At 60.9% G+C, this 15,206-nt stretch carries 11 protein-coding genes and 1 tRNA gene; 6 read left to right on the forward strand and 6 right to left on the reverse strand.

Annotated features, from left to right (window positions below; translation table 11 throughout):
* The first annotated feature begins 140 nt into the window (after nucleotides 1-140).
* Complete coding sequence (locus tag UB31_RS00775; RefSeq protein WP_045009447.1) at nucleotides 141-1,079, forward strand: AEC family transporter; 939 nt, start codon at nucleotides 141-143, stop codon at nucleotides 1,077-1,079.
* A gap of 73 nt (nucleotides 1,080-1,152) precedes the next feature.
* On the opposite strand, the gene UB31_RS00780 is transcribed toward UB31_RS00775, so the two are convergent.
* Entirely contained in the window at nucleotides 1,153-2,955 is a 1,803-nt protein-coding gene (locus UB31_RS00780) for a caspase family protein (RefSeq protein WP_045009448.1), read from the reverse strand.
* Between the two features lie 708 nt (nucleotides 2,956-3,663).
* Between UB31_RS00780 and UB31_RS00785 the strand changes: the two genes are divergently transcribed.
* The 3 genes from UB31_RS00785 to UB31_RS41105 all read left to right on the forward strand — a co-directional run bounded on the left by UB31_RS00785 (nucleotide 3,664) and on the right by UB31_RS41105 (nucleotide 5,244).
* Nucleotides 3,664-3,933: a hypothetical protein gene (locus UB31_RS00785; RefSeq protein ID WP_156175119.1), complete on the forward strand. Its 270-nt coding sequence runs from the start codon at nucleotides 3,664-3,666 to the stop codon at nucleotides 3,931-3,933.
* A gap of 464 nt (nucleotides 3,934-4,397) precedes the next feature.
* Entirely contained in the window at nucleotides 4,398-4,745 is a 348-nt protein-coding gene (locus UB31_RS00790; protein WP_156175120.1) for a hypothetical protein, read from the forward strand.
* 181 nt (nucleotides 4,746-4,926) lie between these two features.
* A complete protein-coding gene (locus tag UB31_RS41105) occupies nucleotides 4,927-5,244 on the forward strand; it encodes a hypothetical protein (protein ID WP_156175121.1) in 318 nt (105 codons plus the stop codon).
* Nucleotides 5,245-5,319: 75 nt separating this feature from the next.
* Here UB31_RS41105 and tenA read toward each other — a convergent pair whose 3' ends face one another.
* Nucleotides 5,320-5,994: a thiaminase II gene (gene tenA / locus UB31_RS00795; protein WP_045009450.1), complete on the reverse strand. Its 675-nt coding sequence runs from the start codon at nucleotides 5,992-5,994 to the stop codon at nucleotides 5,320-5,322.
* Between the two features lie 383 nt (nucleotides 5,995-6,377).
* Here tenA and UB31_RS00800 point away from each other — a divergent pair, with 383 nt between their 5' ends.
* Entirely contained in the window at nucleotides 6,378-7,958 is a 1,581-nt protein-coding gene (locus UB31_RS00800; protein WP_045009500.1) for a trypsin-like peptidase domain-containing protein, read from the forward strand.
* Between the two features lie 55 nt (nucleotides 7,959-8,013).
* Here UB31_RS00800 and UB31_RS00805 read toward each other — a convergent pair whose 3' ends face one another.
* The 4 genes from UB31_RS00805 to UB31_RS00815 all read right to left on the reverse strand — a co-directional run bounded on the left by UB31_RS00805 (nucleotide 8,014) and on the right by UB31_RS00815 (nucleotide 11,141).
* Entirely contained in the window at nucleotides 8,014-10,020 is a 2,007-nt protein-coding gene (locus UB31_RS00805) for an ATP-binding protein (protein ID WP_045009451.1), read from the reverse strand.
* 75 nt (nucleotides 10,021-10,095) lie between these two features.
* Nucleotides 10,096-10,338, reverse strand: coding sequence for a hypothetical protein (locus tag UB31_RS41110; protein WP_156175122.1), 243 nt, complete (start codon nucleotides 10,336-10,338; stop codon nucleotides 10,096-10,098).
* A gap of 100 nt (nucleotides 10,339-10,438) precedes the next feature.
* Nucleotides 10,439-10,515 (reverse strand) — tRNA-His (locus UB31_RS00810).
* 191 nt (nucleotides 10,516-10,706) lie between these two features.
* Nucleotides 10,707-11,141 carry a phasin gene (locus tag UB31_RS00815; RefSeq protein WP_045003664.1) on the reverse strand — a complete coding sequence of 145 codons (435 nt, stop codon included), beginning with the start codon at nucleotides 11,139-11,141 and terminating at the stop codon, nucleotides 10,707-10,709.
* 614 nt (nucleotides 11,142-11,755) lie between these two features.
* Between UB31_RS00815 and UB31_RS00820 the strand changes: the two genes are divergently transcribed.
* A complete protein-coding gene (locus UB31_RS00820) occupies nucleotides 11,756-15,193 on the forward strand; it encodes a PAS domain S-box protein (protein WP_045009501.1) in 3,438 nt (1,145 codons plus the stop codon).
* Nucleotides 15,194-15,206 lie beyond the last annotated feature (13 nt).

The raw sequence follows: 15,206 nt of genomic DNA on the forward strand, positions 1-15,206 counted from the left end.
CACGGCGCGGCCTCGCGAATTTCCACCCGCCTTTGCGGATTTTACGAAGCCGCTTTGACTCGTCGGGCAAAACAGAGGCATGATGCCATCATCGAAAACGCGTGGGGTGGCCAGTCCAGATCCCCTTCAATGAGGGTCGCATGGCCACCGTGTTGATCGTCGCGCCGGTGTTTGCCCTGATCGCGGCCGGCTATGCGGCGGTGCTGTTTCGCTTCGTCTCCGAGACCGCGCACAAGGGCATCTCCGAATTCGCCTTCAGCATCGCGATTCCCGCTTTGCTGTTCCGCACCATCGTGGTGTCGGAATTCCCCGATGTCAGCCCCTGGCGAATGTGGGGCGCCTATTACGGCGCGCTCGCCATCATCTGGATCGCGGCGCTGGCGATCTCGGCGCTGCTGCGCGCGCGGCGCGAGGACCGCGAAGACGGCGTCGTGTTCGCGATCGGCTCGGTCTACGGCAACATCGTCATGTTAGGGATTCCGCTGACGCTCTCGGCGCTGGGCAACGAGGCGGCGGGACCGATGGCGTTGATCCTGTCGGTGAACACACCGCTGCTCTGGCTTTGCGGCATCCTGCAAATGGAATGGGTCAGCCGCAAAGACACCGGCTCGGCCCTGTCGGTGATCCGGCCCGTGCTCGCGGATCTCGCGCGCAACCCGCTCATGCTGGGAATCGGTTTTGGCGTGGTCTGGCGCTTCACCGGCCTCGGACTCAATCCCGTCGTCGACCGGACGATCGAGCTCCTGGCGCAGGCGGGATCGCCGGCGGCGCTGATCGCGCTCGGCATCAATCTGTTCCGGTTCGAGGTGAAGGGCGAGATGCTGAGCGTCGTCGTGATGAGCGCGCTGAAGCTGCTGGCGATGCCGGCGGTGGCGTTCGTGCTGGTGAAGCTATTGAACCTGCCGCCAGCCGCAGCCGGCGTGATCGTGCTGTTCGCGGCGATGCCGACCGGCGCCAACGCGTACATTTTCGCGGTTCAGTACAAGCGGCTGGTGAACCCGGTGTCGGGCGCGGTGGCGCTGGGGACGCTGCTGGCGGCGGTGACGTTGCCGGTGGTGGTGATGATCGTGGCGAAGTAGTTCAGCCCGTCCCTTGCATGCTTTTGCGCGAGCGCGCCGAAATCAGACACATCAGCCAGGCTGAAGCCGAACTTCAGTTGCAGACTTCAATGTTGCGCATAAGGGCAGAACCCCAGCTTTCCTTTCTGGCCTCAAGCCGGCATCCTTTTTGGACAGGCCGACAGCCAGCGTTGTTACATACGACTTGTGCCGATGTTTGTGGCTTCGATGGAGCAGCTTCCGTTTTTGCGCGTTCCTGTGGTTCACGCTTCGGTTCCTCGCGCGCAGCGACAGGCTTCTTGTCCGGGATCTTCTCGCATTCACTGTCATCGTTGACGCGGAAGCCGGCCCGGCAGGTGACCTTGACGCAATGATCGCCGTCCGTCCTAAAACCGTGCTCGCAGACCAGCGGGCAGACGCGGCCCTGCTTGGCCTTGATGGCGTCGAGCGCATCAAGGCTCGCGAGCCTGGCATCGAGGCTGGTCCCGGCATTTTTGTTGAACGCGGCCAGCGACCGCTGCGAGGACGCATTCCAGTCACCTTCCGCCAATGTGTCGAGGCAACCAACGCGGCGCAGCTCAAGCTGCACCAGCTTCGTGACCTCCTGCGACGACAGAGTGGGCTGGCTCGGCGGCGGCGCGAGCGTGGCGATGGTCTGCTTGCTTTCGGCGGCTTGTTTCTCAGCCGCCTGCTTCTCGGCGAGCGCCTTGTCCGCGGCCTGCTTGTCCGCGGCTGCCTTCGCGGCAGCGGTTTCGGCATCCTTGCGCTTCTGCTCGGCTGCGGCCGCCCTGGCTTCCTCGAGCTGCTTTGCCTTTTCGGCGGCGAGACGCGCATCCTCGGCCGCCTTCGCGGCGGCAGCCGCCTTTTGCTGCTCGGTGGTCTTGGCGTGCTCGGCGGTGAGACGCGCCTTCTCGTCTTCAGCCTGGCGGGCCCTTTCGGCCGCGTCGGCACGCGTGTCCTCGGCCGCAATCCGCTTCAGCTGTCCTTGTGCGAGGCTGGCGTAAAATCCGTCGGGATATTGCGCCAGGAAGGCGGTCCAGACCTCGCGCGTGCCGATCTGCAGCGCCAGCTCGTAGTCGCGGCGCACCGCATCCTGCGGACTGGCCTGCGGTCCGGTCGCGGCCGGCTGGCCGGGCACCAGCGGCACATCATTGCCGCCGAGCGAGCCATAGACATAGGGCTCCTGCTTGTAACCGGTATTCTTGAGCACGTCGTCGCGCACGAAGCCGAGCGCCTTGCGCAGATCCAGCCCGGGCGTCGGCAGTCGCTCGACCAGCGCCATCGCGAACGGACTGTTTTTCGCGTCGCCATCCGACGCGGTCGATCCCGCCTTGGCGGCAAAGGCGATCATCGTATTCGGGCTGGACGGTTCGACCTTGGCGAGGCCACGCCCGACAGCGCGGGAGGCGACGGTGCGCCGCATCGACCGGGCGAAAGGATTGTCGCGGCAGGCATCGAGAATGACGAGGCGCAGCTGCCTGGCCGGCTCGATCGCGAACAGCACGCGATCGAGCGGAAAGGTCTCGTCGAACACGTCGGTATCGGTCTCGAGCGTGGCGTCGGTCGGTATCAGGTAATTGTTGCCGTCGAGCTCGATGCCATGACCGGCGTAATAGATCACCGCGACGTCGGCATCGCGCGTCCTGATGCCGAACTCGCGCAGCGCCTTGCGCATGTCGACCACGTTGAGGTCGAACTTCACATCCACGGTGTCGAACCCGGCCTTGGTGAACATGCCGCCGACCAGCGCGGCGTCATTGGCCGGGTTGGTCAGCTTGGCGACACTCTTATAGGCCGAATTCCCGATCACCAGCGCAACGCGCTTCTCGGCGAAAGCGGTGCCGCAGCCGAGACAGACAGAGAAAACAAAAAGGATAAAAAAACGGAGCCCGCGCATGGCTACCCCAAGCGAATATCGGCGGAGAGTAGCTGGAGCGGGCGGGAAGGCAAGCGGGCGGCGGCAATATTGGCGCTATCGGCCAGAATAACCCTAACCAATGTCGGGCGCGGTGGCGCTGGGGACAGCGACGTTGCCGGTGGTGATCGTGGCCCCTCGACTAGCTGGCCTGCCTATCGGCAGGGGCAATCAGTCCGAAGCCTGGCCGATCCGAAGCCTGGCCGATCCGAAGCCTTGGCCGCCGCGGGCGACATTCAAGCGCTTCGGACCGGTGACCGGTGCCCGATCAATGCAATCCCAGAAAGGAGAGAATTGCGCCAACCACGACGACGAGACCGACCAGATAGATAATTCCGTTCATTGCTCAGCTCCCTCAGCGTTGTTTGTCCCTGCTGCAACTGGAAACACCTGGAGCGAAGAAAAGGTCCTCCATGCCGATTGCCGTTTTTTCCCGGATGTAGGAACGAATGGGCCCCATCCTGCTTCTGAATCCGGAGCTGTTCTTGAGGAGAGGGATCGATGAGTGCCTGGCACCAAATCGCGAGTGCGACGACGACGATTGCATTTTCGATTTGCCTCTTCATCGCCTCGCAGACGTACGTGACGTCTCGCGTCTCAGCTGCCGAATCCGCCACCCTGCATGTCCTGAAGCTGCGAAACGCGGGGTACCGCGCGCTGCACGGTCATTGAGCCGGCATGCCACTCGCCATGTCCCTGATCGTGGACGGCTATGTGCGGCTGCGGGATCGCGCGGCTCTGGAGAAGCTGCGCACCCACCGCATTGAGATGCTGGAAGCGGCGAGGTCCGTTGTCGAACTCGACAACAGCCGGATGATCGCCGCGCTCGTGGAGGAAATCGAGCTCATCGATGCCGGATTGTCTCGACTGAACACTCTGCGAGAGCAGCGGGAGCTCGCGCCCGATGATCCCCAGGCAACGCCTCTCAACGAGATCGCGCCTCGCGATCCGCATCGATGACGGCGGAAAGCTCCGCCCTCGCGCGGCGGTGAGTGATCTGCTTAGGCAGCCCAGTCCATAATCGCGTCAATGAAAGTCTGAGCCTGGCGGATCGCGTCCCCCCTCGTCGCGCAGACGCCGACCGACACGGTTCGGCCCTTTCCGACAGTCCACTGCCAACCGGATAAATAACGCATCTCAACGATCGAGAAGCTTACGCCGCGATGTTCCACGGAGAACCTCCGCTGACATGTTGCTGGGTTCGAAGAGACTACTCCAGGGGTTGGATAAGGTCGAGGCCCAGGTACAGTCGAGCACAGCCAGCCACCTTGACGGAAGAGCCCGCCACGACACGCCCTCCTGATCGGCCACGACCAATCCGGCCACAGTCACGGAAAGCAGCCGAACATGGAACGGACGTGCCCGTCGTGTGTTCGAGTTTCTGCCCAAGGATTATCAGACGCATTCAGTCTATGGAGGATCCCATGAACCAAGACAAAGCGATGGTCAGAGAACTCGTCGAGCGTATCGAGGGAGTGGTCGGAACCCATTTCGAGTTGGAGATCAAAGGACATCATCACAAGAAGACGCTGGTTGTCGAAGTCGACTTCGACCTTGATCCCAACGGCAGCCATTTTTCGCGCGCAAAACTCGAATCGATCGAGAACACTTTTGAAACGGTGATCCGTGAGGAAAACAGCGAGGTTGTTTCGAAGCTGAAAATCGTCGGTCGAGCCAGCCGATCCACGGACAAAAGCGCCGATACCACCACAGGGCCTGGCGCAACATCAACAAAGGGCGCGCCGGCCAATTTACGGTCTTCGCCGAACTGACATAGGCGATTTTAAAGTTGATCCCCATAGCCACTCCAAAGCGGCCAGTGGATGCTCCGGCGCCACTGGCCGAGGGCAAAAAGACGCACCCACCAAACCCGCTATGGAGTGATACACAGGCAAGCGACTGAGCGACTTTCTGATAAGCTTGGGGTCACCCTGCGCTACGCGGAATACGATGATGACGAGCAATATCCTCAAGAAAATGGTTTGCGCGCTTCACGAGCAGCTGGAAGAGCGTACGCGGCTTCGTCAGCGCGAGAAGCGCAGAAGGAGAGCCGCGATCGCAAGGGAGAAAGGCTGGAAGGATTTATTTGATCATATGTCCAGACACTCTGCCGGCGCTTCGGGCCTGACATCTCAGCCAGTATCGTTGACCGCACAACAAGCAGCTCGCGAAGTTAAACGAGATGAGGCACATGCCCATACACATCAAGGGCCCGCCGAGTCTTCCAATATCCTGCCATTGGCTCGCTCGCAGCGCAGCGGGAATGTTTGATGTGAGCCTGGCTCTCGATGCCTCCTGATTTCGTGGGTTTCGTGCACTGTCACCGCAATTCCACTGCCGAAAGGGCTAGTGAACACGCTGGCCCGCGCGCCAGGCCATCTCCCAGAAGTCTGCCTCGAGTCGGGTGGCTTCCTTGAAGATCGCAATCAGTTCTGCCTCGCGGGCCGGCGTGGCATAGAGATCGGCGAGATGCTCCATGTGCGCTCGCGCTTTGGCAGCGACCTCCTGGTACGGCGCGCCGGCATACTCGGCGATCCAAACGCGATACGCGTTCGTCGCAGCGTCCGCGAGGGGGAGCGAGGCGAGCCGCGTTGCGATCTCCGCGTACCCGATCACGCAGGGGGCAAGCGCCACCTTGAGAGCCAGCAGGTCGCCGCGCATTCCCGCGTCGAGCACGTAGCGTGTATAGGCCAGCATCTCGGCCGCCGGAGGGGCCTGTTCAAGGTCGGCCGGGGACAGACCCCAATCGGCACAGAGCTTCACATGCAGGTTCATCTCGACATCAAGGATGGCCGAAAGGCCGGCCGCTGCTTCACGCATGTCGGCAAGTCTGGGCGACTTGTAGACCGCGAGCGCGTAGGCGCGAGCAAACTCGATGAGGAACAGGTAGTCTTGAACGAGGTAGTGACGAAACGCCGCTTCGGGAAGCGAGCCGTCTGCCAATCCGTTCGTGAAGGGATGCTCGGTGTAGGCCCGCCACTCAACGGACGCTTCTGTCTTGAGACGCTCGAAGAAACTCACGATCTTGTTCGCCTGGCTTGCTTGTCCATGAACGCCTTTGGTTCGCTACCGATAGCGCATTGCGAACCGAGGAGCTACGGTGAGCGTGCACAAAACTGGCTTTGAGCAGCGTTGCGGATGGGGCGCTCCCCGCATCGAAAGTTTAGCCCATCGGGCATTTGCGGTGACGGTGCACAAAATCGGCATTCGCTTAAGCTTTTGGCTATATCGCGAGCCTTATGGCTCGCGGACGATTGCCGAAGAAGCGGACCTTGGATATGCTGCGACCGCGCCCCCTCGCATGCCGCTCTGTCGTAACTGCGGAGATTTGACCGAAAGGTTCTGGATATGATCGCGGCCCGAATGCCTTGGGCTCGGGCGAGAAGGAGGGGGCGCACTTTACGATGCCGACAGTGCCTGCAGAACTAAAGACGGCGAATGCACTTTTTGCTCATCTTGGCGTTGGAAGCGCAGAGCGAAAATTCCTAGAACATCACGCGTTCTACAGATATACCGAAGTAGCAATCCCGAAGCGGCGTAAAGGCGAGCGAAAGCTCCTTGTGCCAGAACGCCGTCTCAAATTCCTCCAGCGGGAAATGCTTAAGTTGCTATCGCAACTATACGTGCCACGTGACCCTGTGCACGGATTTGTAGTTGGTCGCGGCGCGCTCACAAACGCCAGCGCACATGAGAAACGGCCATACCTTCTCAATATCGATCTAAAGAATTTCTTCGGCGTAATTGCCCGCCGCCGAGTGCGCGGCATGTTGCTAAGTTTCCATCTAGAGGAAGAGATTGCGGAGGCAATCTGCGACATTTGCACGACGAGGAATCAGCTTCCGCAAGGCGCTCCAACATCCCCGATGCTATCGAACATGATAGCCTACCGGCTCGATCGCGATCTCATAAATTTCTCTAAGACCCATCGATTGCGATACACGCGGTACGCCGATGATATCTCTCTATCTAGCTATACGCCCCCAATGGGACTTTTCAATGCAGGTCTACCTAACTCAGGTCGAGTAGCGGAGGAGCAGCTTTCAACCGGTCTTCGCTCCGTCTTCTCTACAAATGGGTTTGAAACTGCCCCGGAAAAAATCTGGTACTCCGGTCCAGATTTTCGAAAGGAGGTAACGGGGCTCATCGTCAACGAATTTCCCAACGTCAAGCGTACTTTCGTGCGAAATCTGCGTTCCTCTTTGTACAAGGCCGAAACGATGGGGATTAGTGCAGCCGAGAAAGATTATCAGAAGCGATATGGAACGACAGCGTCCTTGCAACAAGTTCTACGTGGCCGCTTAGAGTGGATCGCGCAGGTTAGAGGCCGGAGCTTCGGAGCGTATCGAACACTTGCAAAGCGATTCAATGCGATCTTTCCGGCTTCACCCATTGCTGTGCTCCCGACATACGATGAAGTTGCGGAGCAGGCGATTTGGGTGATTGATTTCTGCGAGGATGTTGCGGGTAAACCTGAGCCTACCTGCGCACAAGGCACGGCATTCTTTATCGCAAACATCGGGCTTGTGACTGCGCACCACGTGCTCGCAGATTTGCCGCCGGGCTGTAGTGCCGTGCTCCACAGACCAAGCTTGCCCGGCAAGAAGTTCAAGGCAACGCCGACTAAGCGCCAATGCCCGTATCGCGACTTGATGATATTGGAGCACAATGTACCGGCAACCGATTATCTCAGTTTATCCGCCGCAACATCACCAGAGCGGAGGAACGCTCCGATCGTGGCCTTAGGATTTCCCAGCTTCAACGCCGGAGACGAATTAGGTACGCGCTCGGGTCTCGTCGTTGGAAACGCTACTAGGCACGGGGTTAAAATGCTCGAAGTATCCGCATTACTTTTGAGCGGCATCAGCGGAGGCCCGATCGTGAACGATCGAGCTCAAGTTGTTGCCGTAGCGCATAAAGGAGGATACGAAGAAAACAAGCAGCTGGGTGTGATCGTTTCCGAGCTAATTGCTCTTGCAAACGAGTGACTAAACCTGCGATCGCCGTATCACAAGGTCGGCGATGCAGCGAGGTATGCATTTCTCAAATGCCCAACTTGTGGAAGAAGACCTTGTTCCGCATTTCGGCATCACGCTGCACCTTGGTCCAGCTTAAGACTTCGATGTAAAGCTTGATATTGCCGTACCATCGAAAGTAGCCGAGGCCATCCGGCATCACCGTGAAATCTTTTTCTCGCTCCAGCCAGATCTTCACCTTCTGCGGAAAGTCGCACACCACGTACCCATAGAACGGTGTGTTAGTGCTGACGAGGATGTCTCGCCCGTAGGGCGTCTTGTACTTTCCGTCCCTTATGTCGTTCACGTAGCGGACGATCTGCTCGATCGGATCTTCGTCGGATGAGGGATTGACGAAGTCGTGACGCTGAGGCTTTTTGAACTCGAAGATCGTAATCGGATTCGACGCCTCGTTGTCTCCGCGAAATGCAACGCGTTTGCCGAAGATTGACAAATCCGTTCGGTCACCATTCTTGTCATCCATGGGCTTGTCGGACGCTACATACTCGGTGAAATTTAGCCGCTCGTCGAGTATCCAAAGATTGTGCTGGTCGTAGTCGATCTGATCAGTGTCTCTCTTGCGCGGCATTACGATGTCATGCACATCGCCTTCAGACTTGTATTTTCCGTCATCGCCGATTTGCAACGACTTATCGAAGAGTTCGAGAACGCATTTGCGCAGCGACACGTAATGAATAAGGTCGTTCTTGCTCGTCTGAGAAATTTTTCCAACGACTTCCGTTACCCTATCTTTCAGGTCTTCGGTGTCCTTGCTCTGGAGTATTTGCTTCACCTCCGCCCGGACGCGCGTCTCCATCTGGAATTTTGCAGCTTGAAGGTGGAGTTCAATCTCCTGTGGAGTAGGCTTCATCGACAGTGACGAGAAGTCGGTTTCTCGGCTCAAGCCTCGGTGCCACGGCGCTTCATCGTTGATGTAATCTCTGATGCGTGCCTGCTTGCGCTCTCTTCGCGCCAAGATTTCATGACCGACTGCCTCTTGAGCAATCGTTGCCGCTTGCGCCTCGATTTGAGACTGCGAAATTCCAAAAACCAAGTCATTGTCTTTGCCAAAGCTGAAAGCTCCGCGCTCAAGCGAGACGTTTCGATCGAGATAGTCACCAAAGACGTACGCTTTTATGATGTAATTCCGATCCTTGGCGTTTTCTCCTTCGTCTGTCTTGTCATAGAACTCATCCGCGAACTCTGGAATGTACGTCTGCATCGTCACGTCGGTGACTTCTCTCCGATGGGCCACCAAGCTGACCTTGCTCTTGTTCGCGCGGGGCGCGTAGAACTTGAACACGCGGACGGTGAATACTTCGTCTTTATCTTTGTCGAGGGATTTGAGATGCAGTTCGTTCTTCTGCACAGACAGTTCGACGATCTGTCTATTGGTTTGACCAAGATAGTCGTTGAGTATGATAGGGCTACCGCCCTGATCATCGCGCATGACGATTTGGGGGCATTCCGAATTTGGATCGATGAAGTAGGGGAGCAGCTTCTCAACCAAGACTCTCGCGATGACATCGAGCCCTTTGTCCGGAAACTTGACGGCTTGCGCGCCGGAGATGGTGACCGCCGATCCGGTCGCGGCAACTCCCGCATCTGCCACCTTTTCATCGATTATGATGTCGTTGCCATGCCCCATCGCGAAAGAACGCTTCTTCCGCATTAGGCCATCCGCGAATACGCTCTCGACGGTGAACCGACGGAAGTATTTGAGGCATGTGAACCGCCCGAAGCCCTTACCCCCATCGCCGGCCTTGAGGGCCGTATACAAGGTGTCAAAGGAGTTTCGGTGCTCTTCGTTAAACCCGATGCCGTCGTCCCGAACAATGAAGCCATCCACTGGGGCGATCTTGTCGATCATGTCGGCTTGATCGTGCCGAAGGATTGTAACCTGGATCAACCCGCCCGTTGGCTTTACCGCTCGAATGGCCTGGATCGCGTTCACGATGAGTTCGATAACAGGGGTGTAAACGGTGGTGCCCGAGCGAATGTTCTCAACCGCTCGCTTGATATTAATGCTGCTCAACTCGTTTCCCCTTCAGCGAGCGGCCTGGTCGGATATTTGCGCGCAAGCAAAACGCGAATGTATAGGCCAAAACGTTTAGGTTGCAAAAGGCGCGACGAAGTCGGGCAAGCGTTTATGATCCGGCGCCGCTTCTCCAGTTGCGACGATCATTGGTAGGGGCACGGAGAGCGCCGAATGGACGCCGCGATTGAGGCGCGGGTCCTCGCGCGGAGATCCGAACTGGCCGAACGATGTTGGCGCGCGAGCAGCGCCCGCCAGCACTGAATGCGCCCCCCAACCCGTGATGTCTAGGACGATCCTGTTCCAGATAATGGTCATGATCCGAAGACCGGCGTCTTGAGACTCACCTGAGCCTGGGTCGAGGCAGGTCGGTGGTCTGGCAAAGTCTCGGTGATGTCTGCTGGGACGTCGCCGGCGTTGGTACAGTTGGGTGGGCTCGAACCACCGACCTCCTGTTCCACAGACAGGCGCTCTAACCAACTGAGCTACAACTGCATCCTTGCGAGCCGCGCCTCTGGGCGCCCTGAACGGGCCGACCGAGGGGGGCTGGACGGGGCGGAAACTAGGTGCAACGGCCGTTTTTGGCAAGGCCGCAAAACCCGATAATCGCGCCCCAAACAACGTTATTTCCAAAGCAAAACCCGGGCTCTAGGCCCGGGTTTCTTAACTTAAACCGGCCGGTCCGCTCAGGCGGCGGGCGGGTAGAGCTTGGCGGCAGAGGCCTTGATCGGCTCGACGGCGGCAGTGGCAGCCCGCTGGGCGATCTCGGCGAGCTCCTTGGCCTGGGCCTGGAAGGTCTCGAGCTGCTTCTTGGAATGGTCGGTCCACAGCGCGAACGCGTCCTGCGGCGACTTCACGCTGAACAGCTCCTGGGTGAAATCGAGATGGGCCGTGGTGTTGGCCTTCGCGAACTCCATCAGCTTGGCGGTGTACTCGCTCGCGCCCTTGTGGGCGGAGCTGAATACGGCCTCGACGGTGCCGTTATGGGTTTCGGCGGCGTCCTTGAACTTGGCATAGCTTTCACGGGCCTGCGAAACGCCCTTTTCGGCGAACGCACGCATCTGCTCCGGAACCTCGAACGGAATGACGGAGGCAGAGAATGGATCAGTCGCACCTGTCATGGTTGTCCCTCACGATAATGGAAAATGGGGTGAGCCTTCTGGCGCCTCCCGCCGGGCCCCAATTTGGGCCTCAATTCAGCGGGTACGAAGACCGGATACGCGAAACGAAATGGCTCGCCCAACGCCCGGTAGTATGGCTGCCTAACATGTCAACATTGTGCGGCGCAACGCGATCCGCACTGCGTTGCCATAATTTAATCCCGGGGAGGATGAGGTTCCTGGGTGGGGGAACTCATGGTTGCGGTACCACAAGGCGAGCCTGAGCGCGCCCCCGTCCTTCGAGACAACCGCTTTGCGGTCTCCTCAGGATGAGGCTAAGCGGCATCGGTGCCTGCCGATATTGCTGCCGCACACGCCGCCCTCATCCTGAGGAGCCCGCCCAAAGCGGGCGTCTCGAAGGATGGGCCACAGCGCCCGCGCTGAATCCTGCGGATGCAGCCGCGGTGCGGCTTGCAGGGCCGGCCGGATTAAGGTTATCGCGGCTTTAGGTCTTGCCCTGTAGACCGGGGCCGTGGACCTGCCCGCGCCCGCGCGCGATACTAACCCTTTCTTAAGGCTGCCATTCCCGGCAGCGCCGTACCCTGATGCGTGACAGCGAGACACAAGCCGGTCGGATGACGAATTCGGATTTCCAGTTGCGAGGCGTCGGCGATCCGCGGCTGGCCGTGCATGCGACCTCTCCGCTGCCTGCGTGGCTCTGGTCGATCGACGGCGCGCGCGTGCTGTGGGCCAATCCGGTCGGCGCCAAATTCTTCGGCGCGTCCAACGCAGCTGCTCTCGCGCAAAAGATCTTCGGACCGGCCGACAGCCATCGCCGCCAGATCGCCCAGCTTGCCCGACGGCTGCCCGCGGGTGGCGCCATCAGGCTGGAGCGGCTGCGCGGCTTCGGCGCCGCGCTCGGCACGCTGATGACCTGCGCCTGTGCGCGGCTCGAATTTGCCGATGGCGGACATGCCGTGCTCGTCACCGCGATGAGTGCAACGGGGCGCATCATGCCGCTGGTCGAGCGCCTGCATCGCCTGGTCGAAGGCGCAGCGGTGCCGATGGCGGCGTTCGCGCCCGACGGCCTTTTCATCGGCGCAAGCGAGGCGGCGCGTCCCCTGCTCGGCTTTCGCGATCTCAGCGAGGCCGGCCTCGAACAGGCGCGCAGCGATGCGCTCACCAAAGGCCGTGTCGAGATGCCGATCGGCATCGGCACCATGGTGCTGCAGCGGGTTGGCCTCGGTGCCGATGTCGGCCTTGTCGCGCTGATCGAGCCCATCGTCGCGCAGGCCGAACCTGCCGCGCCCACGGCTGAGAGCGCGCCGGACGCCGCGCCTGAAGCGCCGGTTCAACCCACGCCACAAGCCGTCGCCACGCCGGCCGAGCCGCCGCCAGCGAACAACGAGGCCGAAGCCGCGATACAGATGTTCGACGCATTCGCCGAGCCGGTCGAAACGCCCGCGCAAGCCCCCGCGCCGGTCCAAGAAAACATCCGAGAAAACGTTCAGGACAACGTCCAAGACCACGTTCAAGACAACGTTCAAGACAATTTCGAAGCGGTGAGCGAAGCCGCGCCCAAAACTCCGGTTGAAAACCCGCCCTCAGCCATCGTGCCGCCGCAAGCCGCGCCGATCACGCCCCTTATGGTCGAGCCGTCGTCGGCCCAGGCGGAACCGCCCGCACCGCATCAGCATCCGCTGCGCTTCCTGTGGCAGATGGATGCGGAGGGCCGCTTTGTGCTCGCAACCAGCGAGTTCATCCGCCTGATCGGCGCGCACATTGCGTCCGGCTTCGGCCGGCCCTGGCACGAGATCGCCGACGAGTTTGCGCTCGATCCCGACGGGCGCGTCGCGCAGGCGCTGGCGAGCCACGACACCTGGGCCGGCATCACCGTGAACTGGCCGACTGACGGCGGCGAGCATTTGCCGGTCGAGCTTGCGGGCCTGCCGGTCTACGACCGCGAGCGCAATTTTGCGGGCTTCAAGGGCTTTGGCGTCTGCCGCGATCTCGACGGCCTCAACCGGCTCGATGCGCTCCGGCGCTACGAGCTGCTCACCGAGCCGCTCGTACCGCAGAGCCTCTCGGCCGATGTGGTCGAGCCTGATCCCGAGCCGGAGGCGCCGCCTCCGTCGACCGAGCCGCCGCCGCCCACACCTGAGCCCGAACTGCCCGAACCCTTAAGCGACGCGAATTCACAGCCAACCAGTCTGGAAACATCCGTGGAAACGCCTCCCAACGTCGTACCGTTCCGACCGGCCGGCGATCAGAGATCACAGGGTGATCAGAGATCACCCAGTGATCAGAGATCGCCGACGCTGACGCCGGTCGAGAACAGCGCGTTCAACGAGCTCGCCCGGCAATTGTCCGAGCGGCTCGAACGCGAGCGGGAAACGATCACGGCCACATCGTCCGAGCCGCTCACGACCGAGATCGAAGCTGAACCGGCGCTCCCTGAACCAGAGGCGCCGCTGGCTGCGGTCGAGTGGCTGGCTGAGCCTGCGCCGCCGGCGCGCGGCGACAGCGCGCGCGACCGCACGCTGCTCGACCTGCTGCCGACGGGCATTTTGATCTATCGCCTCGACCGCCTGCTCTACGCCAACTCCGCCTTCCTCGCGCGCATGGGCTATTCCAATCTCGGCGCACTGGAAGATGCCGGCGGGCTCGATGCGCTCTATGTCGAGCCCGGCGTGTCCGCGGCCAGCAGCACCTCGCAGGCCGGCACGCCGGTGACGATCAGCGCGACGGTCGCCAATGGCGAGCAGCCGCTCGCGACAACTGAAGCCCATCTGCACACCATCGACTGGGACGGCGCATCCGCGCATGCGCTGATCTGCGCGCTGCCGCAAGTGACAGCTGACATCGCCGCGCCCATCGTTGCGCCGCCGGTTGTCGCCGAGCCTGTCGTCGCCAATCCTGTTGTCGCAGAATCCTTCCCCTTCGCTGCTGAGCCCGAGGCCGGCGATGCGGACGCGGAGGATCTCGCCGCGATCCTCGACACCACGGCCGAAGGCATCGTGATGTTCGATGCCGAAGGCAACATCTACGCCTGCAACCGCAGCGCCGAGGCGCTGTTCGGTTATGACGGCGAAGCGCTGATGCAGCAAAATCTGGTGACGCTGTTCGCACCTGAGAGCCAGCATGTCGTCATCGACTATCTCGAAAGCGTCAAGAGTCAGGACATCGCGAGCCTGCTCGACCATGGCCGCGAGGTGCTGGGCCGCGAGAAGAACGGCGGCGTGCTTCCGCTCGCCATGATCATGGGCCGTACCAGGCCCGACGGCCCGAACTTCTTCGCGGTGTTCCGCGACCTCTCGCAGAGCAAGCAGGGCGAGAACGAGCTGACGCGGGCGCGCCGCCTCGTCGACGGCGCCGCCAACGCCAAGGCCGACATGCTGGCGCGGATCAGCCACGAGATCCGCACGCCGCTCAACGCCATCATCGGCTTTGCCGAGGTGATGATCTCCGAACGCTTCGGCACGCTCGGCAACGAGCGCTACGGCGAATACATGAAGGACATCCGCGCCTCCGGCGAGCGCGTTATCACCATCATCGACGATCTGCTGGAGCTGTCGCGAATCGAGACCGGCAAGCTCGATCTCAACTTCGCCAATCTCAGCCTCAACGATCTCGTTGAAGCCTGCGTCGTGGTGATGCAGCCGCAGGCCAACCGCGAGCGCATCATCATCCGCACCTCGCTCGCGCATGCGCTGCCGCAGGTCACCGCAGATACGCGCGCGCTGCGGCAGGTCACCATGAACCTGATCTCCAACTCGATCCGATTGGCGAGTGCCGGCGGCCAGGTCATCGTCTCGACCGCGCTCAACGACCGCGGCGACGTGTGCTTGCGCATCCGCGACACCGGCCATGGGCTGAGCGAAAAGGAAGTCGCAGCCGCGATGGAGCCGTTCCGTACCCCGCCGCCCGGAGACGCGTCGGACAGTTCGGCACTCAACCTGTCCCTGACCAAGGCGCTGGTCGAAGCCAACCGCGCCCAGTTCAACATCAGGAGCACGGCCAACACCGGCACGCTGATCGAAGTGGTGTTCGCACCGGCGCTGGCGCGGGCTTAAAGCCGCGGCGGCG

Origin of the sequence: Bradyrhizobium sp. LTSP849 (assembly GCF_000938255.1) — a bacterium.
GTDB lineage: Bacteria > Pseudomonadota > Alphaproteobacteria > Rhizobiales > Xanthobacteraceae > Bradyrhizobium.

What these genes read in the sequence shown, in the direction of transcription:
- UB31_RS41105 (WP_156175121.1), top strand. Translation starts at nt 4,927, where the DNA reads ATGACGAGCAATATCCTCAAGAAAATGGTTTGCGCGCTTCACGAGCAG.
- UB31_RS00800 (WP_045009500.1), top strand. Translation starts at nt 6,378, where the DNA reads ATGCCGACAGTGCCTGCAGAACTAAAGACGGCGAATGCACTTTTTGCT.
- UB31_RS00775 (WP_045009447.1), top strand. Translation starts at nt 141, where the DNA reads ATGGCCACCGTGTTGATCGTCGCGCCGGTGTTTGCCCTGATCGCGGCC.
- UB31_RS00815 (WP_045003664.1), bottom strand. Translation starts at nt 11,141, where the DNA reads ATGACAGGTGCGACTGATCCATTCTCTGCCTCCGTCATTCCGTTCGAG.
- UB31_RS00785 (WP_156175119.1), top strand. Translation starts at nt 3,664, where the DNA reads ATGTCCCTGATCGTGGACGGCTATGTGCGGCTGCGGGATCGCGCGGCT.
- UB31_RS00790 (WP_156175120.1), top strand. Translation starts at nt 4,398, where the DNA reads ATGAACCAAGACAAAGCGATGGTCAGAGAACTCGTCGAGCGTATCGAG.
- UB31_RS00820 (WP_045009501.1), top strand. Translation starts at nt 11,756, where the DNA reads ATGACGAATTCGGATTTCCAGTTGCGAGGCGTCGGCGATCCGCGGCTG.
- UB31_RS00780 (WP_045009448.1), bottom strand. Translation starts at nt 2,955, where the DNA reads ATGCGCGGGCTCCGTTTTTTTATCCTTTTTGTTTTCTCTGTCTGTCTC.
- UB31_RS41110 (WP_156175122.1), bottom strand. Translation starts at nt 10,338, where the DNA reads ATGACCATTATCTGGAACAGGATCGTCCTAGACATCACGGGTTGGGGG.